Source organism: Methylophilus sp. DMC16, from assembly GCF_056314045.1.
Genome location: NZ_JBQUZC010000001.1, coordinates 1,313,356 through 1,322,535 on the forward strand (window position 1 = coordinate 1,313,356; position 9,180 = coordinate 1,322,535).

Here is a 9,180-nt window from a genome sequence, read left to right on the forward strand (position 1 = left end):
GACATTATCTTATAAAATGACCTGTTGGTTAATGACACTTTGCTGAACATGCCTAGCGCTTCTCTCCCTCCTTCACCCACGCCAGCGGCGACCATCCTCTGCGCCTCTGCGCGTCTGGCGCAAGGCATCCGGCAATGGTTATCGTCCAGCTACCAGCAGCAAGGGCTGTTGCAATGGCAGGCACCGCAGGTGTTTCCGCTGCAAGACTGGCTGCAACAACGTACGGAAGAGGCCATTTTATGTGGCCGCATTGCCGTGGCGGATGCCCCGGCGGGCATGCTGTCCTCCACACAAGAGGCGCTGCTGTGGGAGCAAGCGATTCAGCATTGTCTGCGCCAGCATGACCACCTTGATTTATTGAACACCAACGGCCTCGCCAGTGCAGCGATGGAGGCGAACCGCTACCTGATTGAGTGGAATATCAGCCTGGATATGGACGCAGCCAGTGAGGAGACCCGCCAGTTCATGCAGTGGCGCCAGCAATTTCAGACGCTATGCAAGCAAAGTGGCTATCTTGAGGGCGTGCGTTACCAGGCCTGGCAATTGGCGCAACTGCAACAGGGCTTGCTACAGTTGCCCAAGCGCATTGCCCTGGCCGGGTTTGACCGCATCAATCCGCATTTGCAGCGTCTGATCGACCGTTTGCAAGCCGCAGGGGTGACCGTAGAGACCTTTGAACATCGCGTCACCGCGCAGCAGGTGCAGCGCATGGCCTTTGCTGAGAGCCAGGACGAAATGCGCGCTGCCGTGCATTGGGCCAAGCAGACACTCAGCACCCACAAACAGGCCAGGCTGGCAATCGTTGTGCCAGACCTGGAAGCCGTGCGCGACACACTGGCCAATCTGCTGGATGACACCTTTCATCCTGAGGCCTTGCATCCTGCGCATGCCGAAATCCCCCGCTGTTATGAGTTTTCGCTGGGTACGCCGTTAACGCGCTGGCCGCTGGTGAATACCGCCTTAACCTTGTTGCGGCTGGCTTTTCAACACACGCCGCTGGCACAAACCGAACTGTCGGCGCTGCTGGCGGATGTGTATTGGTCACAAGCCCTGTTTGAAGCCGATGCGCGCGCGGCGCTGGACGCCGAAATGCGCCGCCAGTTGCCCTTGCAAGTCAAGGCCACGACCTTTGCGCGGTTTATTACCCGCAAGCAGCAAGATGAGCATGCGATTCATAGTCCGGCGCTATTACAAGACCTCAACGCCTTGCTGACCACGGCCAGACAGCTGCCGGCCAAACAACTGCCTTCGGCCTGGGCCAAGAGCCTGACGGCATTGCTCACCGCCAGCCATTGGCCAGGCGAGCGCAGCCTGTCCAGCCACGAGTACCAGTGCCAGCAATCGTTTTACAAGGTCATGGCGCAACTCGGTGCGCTGGATGCCTGGCTGGGCCCCATCCCGGCCACTACCGCCATCCAGCGGCTGACACAATTATGTCAGGCACAGATTTTTCAACCGCAAACCGTGCGCCAGCCCAACCTCACCGTCATGGGCATGCTGGAAGCCAGTGCCCAGCCGCTGGACGGGGTGTGGGTGATGGGCATGAACGACCATGTGTGGCCCCCGCTGTCGCGCACCAATGCCCTGATCCCGGCCGAGCTGCAACGGCAGGCAGGCACGCCCAATGCCAGCAGTGAGGTGCAAATCGCCTTTGCCAGCCAGATTCACCAACGCCTGCTGGGCACGGCGCACCAGGTCATTTTTTCTTATGCGCAAAAAGAAGGTGACCGCCTGTTGCGCATGAGCCCGCTGATTCAAGACATTGCCGAAGTCGCTGCCAGTGCCAGGGTCGCCACGCTGGCGGAAACCCTGGCCACCAGCCAGCCCGAGCACTGGCAATGGCTGGACGACCACCAGGCCCCGCCCGTGCAAGATGGCGAACATGTGAGCGGCGGCACCGGCCTGCTGCGTGCACAGGCGATTTGCCCGGCGTGGGCGTTTTATCAATACCGGCTTAAAGCCCGCAAACTGGAGACGCCGCATAACGGGCTGGATGTCATGCAGCGCGGCGACCTCATCCACCGCGTGATGGCGGCATTTTGGCAACAACCGCGCGAGGACTGGCAAAGCTGTGCTGAAGAGGAATTGAAAAGTCAGCTGGACGCCCTTGCCGCGCAAGTCATGGCCGAGTTTAATACCGAGTTTTCGCAGCCGTTTACAGAGGTGTTTTGCCAGCTCGAAGCCGAGCGCCTGAGCAAACTCGCCCTGACCTGGCTGCTGCAAGTCGAACGCGAGCGCATGCACCCGTTTACCGTGTCACTGGTTGAAAAAACCTTTAAGCCGCTGATTGAAGGCATCCAGGTCAAACTGGTGATAGACCGCGTGGATACGCTGGCAGATGGCCGCCTGGTGGTGATTGATTACAAAACCGGCAGCATGCCAGACACTAAAAATTGGGCCAGCGATAAAATCACCGAACCACAACTGCCCATTTATGCGGCGTTTATTTTGCAAGACGCCGAGATTGCGGCGGTCTGCTTTGGCAAGCTGCGGCTGACGGATGGTGGCTTTGCCGGCATCGCCGCCGAAGAAGATATTGTGCCCGGCGTCAAAGCGTTTAATCACGAAAAAAACAAATTGTTTGACCCGACAGAATTCCCAGACTGGCCGTCGATTCTGCAGCACTGGCGGACGCAAATCACGCTGACCGCGCAAGCCCTCAAGGCGGGCGAGGCGGCAGTGCTATTTGAGGCGGAGCAGGATCTGGATTATTGCGATGTGTTGCCTTTGCTCAGATTGCCAGAGCGGCAATTGCAGTTTGAGCACTTGCAATCAAAAGGTGCCGCATGATGCACTCAAAAACACCACCAACGATGACAGCAGAGACCGTTTTGTCAGAGGCGCTGGCACTGGATGCCGCCAACCGTGAACGCGCGCTGGCGCTGGAGTCCTTTATTGTCGAGGCCCCGGCGGGCGCGGGCAAAACCGAGTTGCTGACCCAGCGTTTTCTCAAGTTGCTGCAAACCGTGCAGGCCCCCGAAGAAATTATCGCCATCACCTTTACCAACAAGGCCGCTTCGGAGATGCGCGTACGGATTCTGGATAGCCTGTTGCTGGCGGCCAGTGGCGTGGCACCCGAAGCCGCACACAAGAAAATCACGTTTGCACTGGGCCAGCAAGCCTTGCAGCGCTCGGCCGCCCTCAACTGGCAATTGCTGCAAAGTCCGGCCCGCTTGCGGATTTACACCATAGACTCGTTATGTGCCAACCTGGCGCGGCAAATGCCGTTGCTGAGCCGCTTTGGCACGCAACCGGCGGTGACAGAAGACGCCTGGCCTTATTACCGCGAAGCCGCGGGGCTGGCCTTGCAAAGCATGGATGAGCCTGTGCTGGGCGAACCGGTGCGGCGAGTGTTGCGCTATATGGATAATGATCAAACCCGGCTGGAAGCCCTACTCATGTCCATGCTGGCCAAACGCGAACAATGGCTGCATCACAGCCAGACTGGGCACACACTGTCTGGGCAAATGGCACTGGTGCATTTAATTGAAGGTGAGCTGGCGCAGATTCACCAGCATCTGCCCGCCCGTTTGCAACAGGCGCTGATGCCCATTGCGCGCTATGCCGGCAGTCAACTCCCAGACACGCACCCCATCTCTCAGCTACGCGATTGGCAAGTGGCCTTGCAACCTCGCCTGGCTGATTTGCCGAACTGGCGCGCGCTGGCCGAGCTGTTATTGACCGGCACGGGCGGCCTGCGCAAACGGCTGGATAAAAACATGGGCCTGCCCGCCACCGACGAAGCCAAGCCTTACAAGGAGGCCTTGACCGAGATTCTGGATGGCCTGGCACAAGATCGCCGCGCAGAAACCAGCCTGGCGCGCATCCGCATGCTGCCAGACCCCAACGCACGCGATGAAGCGCTGATTGCAGACTTGAGCCAGCTGTTGAATATTGCGGCGGCCCAGCTCTGGCTGCACTTTCAGTCACAAAACGAAGTCGATTTTGTCGAGATCGCCCAGCGCGCCTTGCAAGCGTTGGTAGAAGGCGGCGAAGCGAGCGAGCTGGCTATGCGGCTGGACTACCGCATACAGCATCTGCTGGTCGATGAGTTTCAGGATACCAGCCCGATGCAGATCGACCTGCTCAAGGCGCTGACGCGCGGCTGGCAAGCGGGCGATGGCCGTACCCTGTTTACCGTGGGCGACCCCATGCAGTCGATTTACCGCTTCCGCAAAGCCAATGTCGGCCTGTTTTTGAATGCGGCCGAATTCGGCATCGGTGACATCGCGCTGACCCCGCTCAAACTGTGGCGCAATAACCGCTCGTGCCCGGCCGTGGTCGAATGGATCAACCAGACCTTTAAAGGCATGCTGCCGTCTGAGGATGCCCCGCAGCAAGGGGCGATTGCCTACCGTCCCTTTGTCGCCACGCGCCCGTCTTTGAGTGGTGAGGGTGTGTTTGTACATCCGCTGATCCAGCCGGTCAGCGAACATGAAGAAGAGGAACCGGCAGACCTGCGCCGACTCGAAGCCGAACAGATTATCCGCATTATCCAGCAGACACGCGCCGAACAGCCAGATGCCACCATTGCCGTGCTGGTGCGTGCACGCAAGCACTTGCATGCGCTGGTCACCGAGATGCGGCGCAACCATGCCGAGTTGAGCTTTCAGGCGGTGGAGATTGAAGAGCTGGCAAACCGCCAGATTGTCCAAGACCTGCTGACGCTGACCTACGCCCTGCACCAGCGGGCTGACCGTGTGCATTGGCTGGCCTTGCTGCGCGCACCCTGGTGCGGGCTGACGCTGGCCGACCTGCATGCCTTGATCGGCCAGGACGGGCAACGCAGCGTCATGAGTCTGCTCGAAGATGAACAAGTGATGGCACGCCTGCGTGCAGATGGCCAGGCCCGCGCCCGCCATGTGCGTGAGGTCATGCAAACGGCCTTGCAATGGCGGTCCCGTACCGCCACCAGCCGCTGGGTGCACAACACCTGGTTGCGGCTGGGCGGCGCACACTGCTTATGGAATGAAAACGATGTGCAAGATGTGCAGGCGTTTTTTGCCCGCATTGCCGCGCTCGAGCAACACGGCCAGTTCAGCCCGCAAAGCCTGGCCGAAGATGTGAAAAAACTGTATGCAGCCCCCGATGCCAAAGCCGATGACCGCTTGCAATTCATGACCATCCACAAATCCAAGGGTCTGGAGTTTGACACGGTCATTCTGCCGGGCCTGGATGGCAGCAACCCGCCCGATGACGCCAAGCTGGTGATTTGGGAAGAAGTCACGACGGCCGATGGTGACGTCGCACTGGTCGCGGCACCCTTTGTACCCACAGCCCTCAAGCGGCAGCACTCCGGTGTCACGCCCTACGATTACCTGAATGACCTCGACAAAACCCGTGCGGCCTATGAAGACGCCCGCGTGCTGTATGTGGCTGCAACCAGGGCCGAGCGCCAGTTGCATCTGCTTGGCATTGCCAAACCGGATAAAAATGGTGACCCACAACCCCGTAAAAATACGTTTTTACAGCTGCTGTGGCCAGCCGTGAGTACGCATTTCAATCGCGAACAAGATATCGTGATCCGCTACCCGCAACAAAGCCAGCAGGCAGATATCCGGCAGTTTGTGCCCAAGCTGATCCGCTTGCCGCAAGCCACCAGTCCCGCCCTCTTGCAACCCAGCACCGATCTCGCGCGCGCTTATGATGCCACGCCCCCCGCAGACAGCACGGTCAGCAGCCTGGAGGCCGATATCGGCACCCTCGCCCACCTTTACCTGCAACTGATCGCCGAGCAAGGCCTGGCCGCCTGGCAAGCCCACACCAGCACGGGTTGCCAATCATTGCTGACAGCCATGCAACGCTGGTTTTCGCAACGAGGTTATGCTGAAGCGGAGGCCGTGCCAGCCAGCCGGCAAGTGGCGACGCTGCTCACCACCACACTGCAATCAGCGGATGGCCGCTGGGTGCTTGCTGACCATCCGCAAGCAGCCTCTGAGCTGGCGATGGAGCAACTTGCCGCCAATAAAAAAGTCATAGACCGTACTTTTGTTGCCGAGGGTGTACGCTGGATTGTCGATTACAAATCGGCCCCAGTCACAGCAAGTGACGTGTTACCCAGCCTGGCGGCGACGTTCAAGCCACAATTGGCTGCCTATGCCCAGCTGTTTGCGGCCGAAGGCTTACCGGTGAAAACGGCTATTTTATTTTTAAGCGCAGGCAAACTCGTGCCTGTAGAGATTCTTTGAAGGACAGATGATGATAGACACACAAGCGATTCTCGATGCATTTCAATTCCGCCATGCCTGCAAAGAGTTTGATGCCAGCAAACAGATCCCAGCCGATGAATTTGAGTTGATCCTGGAAGCCGCCCGCCTCTCGCCCAGCTCGTTCGGCTTTGAACCCTGGCATTTTATTGTGGTGCAGGACAAAACCCTGCGCGAGCGCCTCAAACAGCATGCCTGGGGCGCACCGCTCAAGCTGGATACCGCCAGCCACTTTGTCTTGTGTCTGGCCATGAAATCTCCCTTTCTGGACGCAGACAGCCCCTACCTGCCGCAATTCATGCGTGAAGTGCAGCACCACCCGGACGACATTGCCAACATGCGCCTGGGCTTTTACAAACAGTTTCAACAATCCGACTTTGGCCTCACCGACGAGCGCAAACTGTTCGACTGGGCCAGCAAACAATGCTACATCGCGCTGGCCAATATGATGACCGTCGCCGCCATGCGTGGCATAGACAGCTGCCCGATTGAAGGCTTTAAACAAACAGAAACCGAGACCTTGCTGGCAGAACAGTTTGGCGTAAACCTGCAAGAATATGGACTGGCCTATATGGTCGCCTTTGGTTACCGCAAACATGCACCCAAAGCGAAAACACGCCGTGCCATGGCGCAGGTAGTCACCTGGAAGTGAGCTTACTTGGAGCGTTCGGATACCCCTGCTGAACAGTACGCAGTGACACCTTGATTGTTCACGCACGGCGACGCTTCAAGCATTGGCCTCAAAGGGCTATTTAAATGACTTGCCACCCTTTGCTACAGTCTGATTTCAAAATAAATAAAGGGGTGACGGATGAAATCAGTATTTAAAAATATGTTCGCTTGCAATGTGCTCATGTTGGCAAGTGTTGCGGCCAATGCAACTACAGATCACTGGGCGTTATCGCATGAGATTGCGCCTGCAGGCCTTCCCTTCTCGCATGCCGTGGTGCCATGCGTCTTGACGTTTGATGCCTGCGAAAATACGTATCGCAACATGACAGCCAAAATAGCTAGCAACGATGATGATCAAGCTGACAGCTCGGACTCGGAGACCATGCTTGCCTGATCTGGCTTGCCTAGTCTGTGAACCATACAGCTAAAATAAAAGGCCGGTAAACGGCCTTTTTGGTTTAAATCTATAAAATGTCTATCCTTAGGTCCACAAAAAGCTCATACGCCTGTCGCAGATCGTTACCTAAAATGAAGCTCCAGTGCCGCATGTCATAAAAAAATCACATTTCCAGTTTTTGTTGATAATTTAAGAACTTGTTTTGATTACAAACACTTAAACCAAGTCACCAATAAAAAAACCATCTTTCGTGACTTAAAAATCTGCCAGTTATTCCATATTTATGGAATAGACACCCATACCTCTCCAATAGATACTCACAGAAAAATATCAGGGATTAACACCTGTATAAATTTTTTGCCACTGAAAAAATTTTATAAAACAGGCTGACCAAATCGCCTAAATCTTGAGAGGAGTTTTTATGTCCAGCAACCGCAGGCCAGGTAATTCGTCGGCCAAACAAATAGCATTCAATTCATCGCACAAAAAAAGCTTATTCAAACTTGCACCAATCGCAGCAGCAGTCATGACACTCTCTGCTCCAGCAAATGCTGCAACGATTGTTTGGGATGGCAGCACAAATGACTGGTTTACAGAAAGCAGCTGGAGTGATGGCTTAAACAATATCATTCCAGGCTTGAATGATATTGCCGAGATAAATAATGGGTTTGTTAACCTTGATATAAGCCACACTGTTTTGGGGATTAATCACACAGGCGGCACCATCGGTGGTAGTGGTAGTTTGTTGACCACAGTGCTCAACTGGTTTGGCTATGGCTCGACTCAAAAAGGCAATGGCACCACAACTGTCAGCGGCAATGCAACCATCGGCGATGGTAATAACTACTCTTATCAACATTTAGGTAACGATGAGTCTGGTCGCACACTAAACCTGAACGGCAATACTGCTTTTCAAAGTGCTGCGCTCAATGTGAGTAAAGCAAGTGTCATCAATAACAACGGCACATTCACCAGTAAGGGCGATGTCCGTGACAATGGTGCAAATGTTTATGACAACACCATTCAGAACTATTGGTCATCAGACAACACCTTCAACAACGCTGGTACCTTTGTGCAAGATGCTTCCGGCAAACAAACAAGCATTAATACCGCTTTCAACAACTCTGGTACCGTCAATGTAAAGTCAGGTACGCTCTCACTATCTGGCGGCGGCACTTCAACTGGTAGCTTTGATATTCAGTCAGGTCAAACGCTTGAATTTGCAGGCGGGACGCATGAGTTAACTGGCAGCACGATTACCAATGCTGGCACACTGAGAAACTCAGGCGCAACCACAAATATGCAATCATCATCACTAAGTGGGAACGGTGCCATTCAAGTGAGTGGTGGCGCATTAAATATCAATGGTGCAGTCAACCATACATCTCAGGCAGTCAGTGTCTCTGGTGGTGAGCTCAATTTTAGTGGTACAGGCAATTTGAATACAGGTTCACTGGATGTTTCTGGTGGTGCGTTCAACAGTGCGGCTAACATCACTACCTCATCTGTCAGCCACACCAGCGGCACGATTGGCGGCTCAGGCAGCCTGCTCACCACAGTGCTCAACTGGTTTGGTTATGGCTCAACTCAAAAAGGCAATGGCACCACAACTGTCAGCGGCAATGCAACCATCGGCGATGGTACTAACTACTCATATCATCTTCTCGGTGATGGCGACGGCACCAACCGTACCCTTAACCTCAATGGCAATACAACACATCAAAGCGCTCTGCTCTATTTGAGTCATGGCAGTGTCATCAATAACAACGGCACATTTACCAGCAAAGGCGACGTGCGTAATGGTGAAGTCTACGATAACGGTATCTATCATAACTACCAATCAGACTTAAATGCTTTCAACAACGCTGGTACCTTTGTGCAAGATGCTTCCGGCAAACAAACAAG

5 protein-coding genes are annotated in these 9,180 nt (G+C 55.3%); all 5 read left to right on the plus strand.

Translation table 11 applies throughout. From position 1 onward, the window contains the following. The first annotated feature begins 48 nt into the window (after window positions 1-48). On the plus strand, window positions 49-2,790 hold the full coding sequence (locus tag ACT53D_RS06255) for a PD-(D/E)XK nuclease family protein (RefSeq protein WP_476155105.1): 2,742 nt from the start codon (window positions 49-51) through the stop codon (window positions 2,788-2,790). After that, window positions 2,790-6,188, plus strand: a complete 3,399-nt coding sequence (locus tag ACT53D_RS06260) for a UvrD-helicase domain-containing protein (RefSeq protein ID WP_476155601.1) — start codon at window positions 2,790-2,792, stop codon at window positions 6,186-6,188. The genes ACT53D_RS06255 and ACT53D_RS06260 overlap by 1 nt, the downstream gene beginning before the upstream one ends. A gap of 10 nt (window positions 6,189-6,198) precedes the next feature. Further along, a complete protein-coding gene (locus ACT53D_RS06265) occupies window positions 6,199-6,858 on the plus strand; it encodes an NAD(P)H-dependent oxidoreductase (RefSeq protein WP_476155107.1) in 660 nt (219 codons plus the stop codon). 159 nt (window positions 6,859-7,017) lie between these two features. Continuing rightward, window positions 7,018-7,272: a hypothetical protein gene (locus tag ACT53D_RS06270; RefSeq protein WP_476155109.1), complete on the plus strand. Its 255-nt coding sequence runs from the start codon at window positions 7,018-7,020 to the stop codon at window positions 7,270-7,272. A 424-nt stretch (window positions 7,273-7,696) separates the two neighbouring features. Continuing rightward, window positions 7,697-9,180: hypothetical protein (locus ACT53D_RS06275; RefSeq protein ID WP_476155111.1), on the plus strand; the 1,484-nt coding region annotated here is incomplete at its 3' end.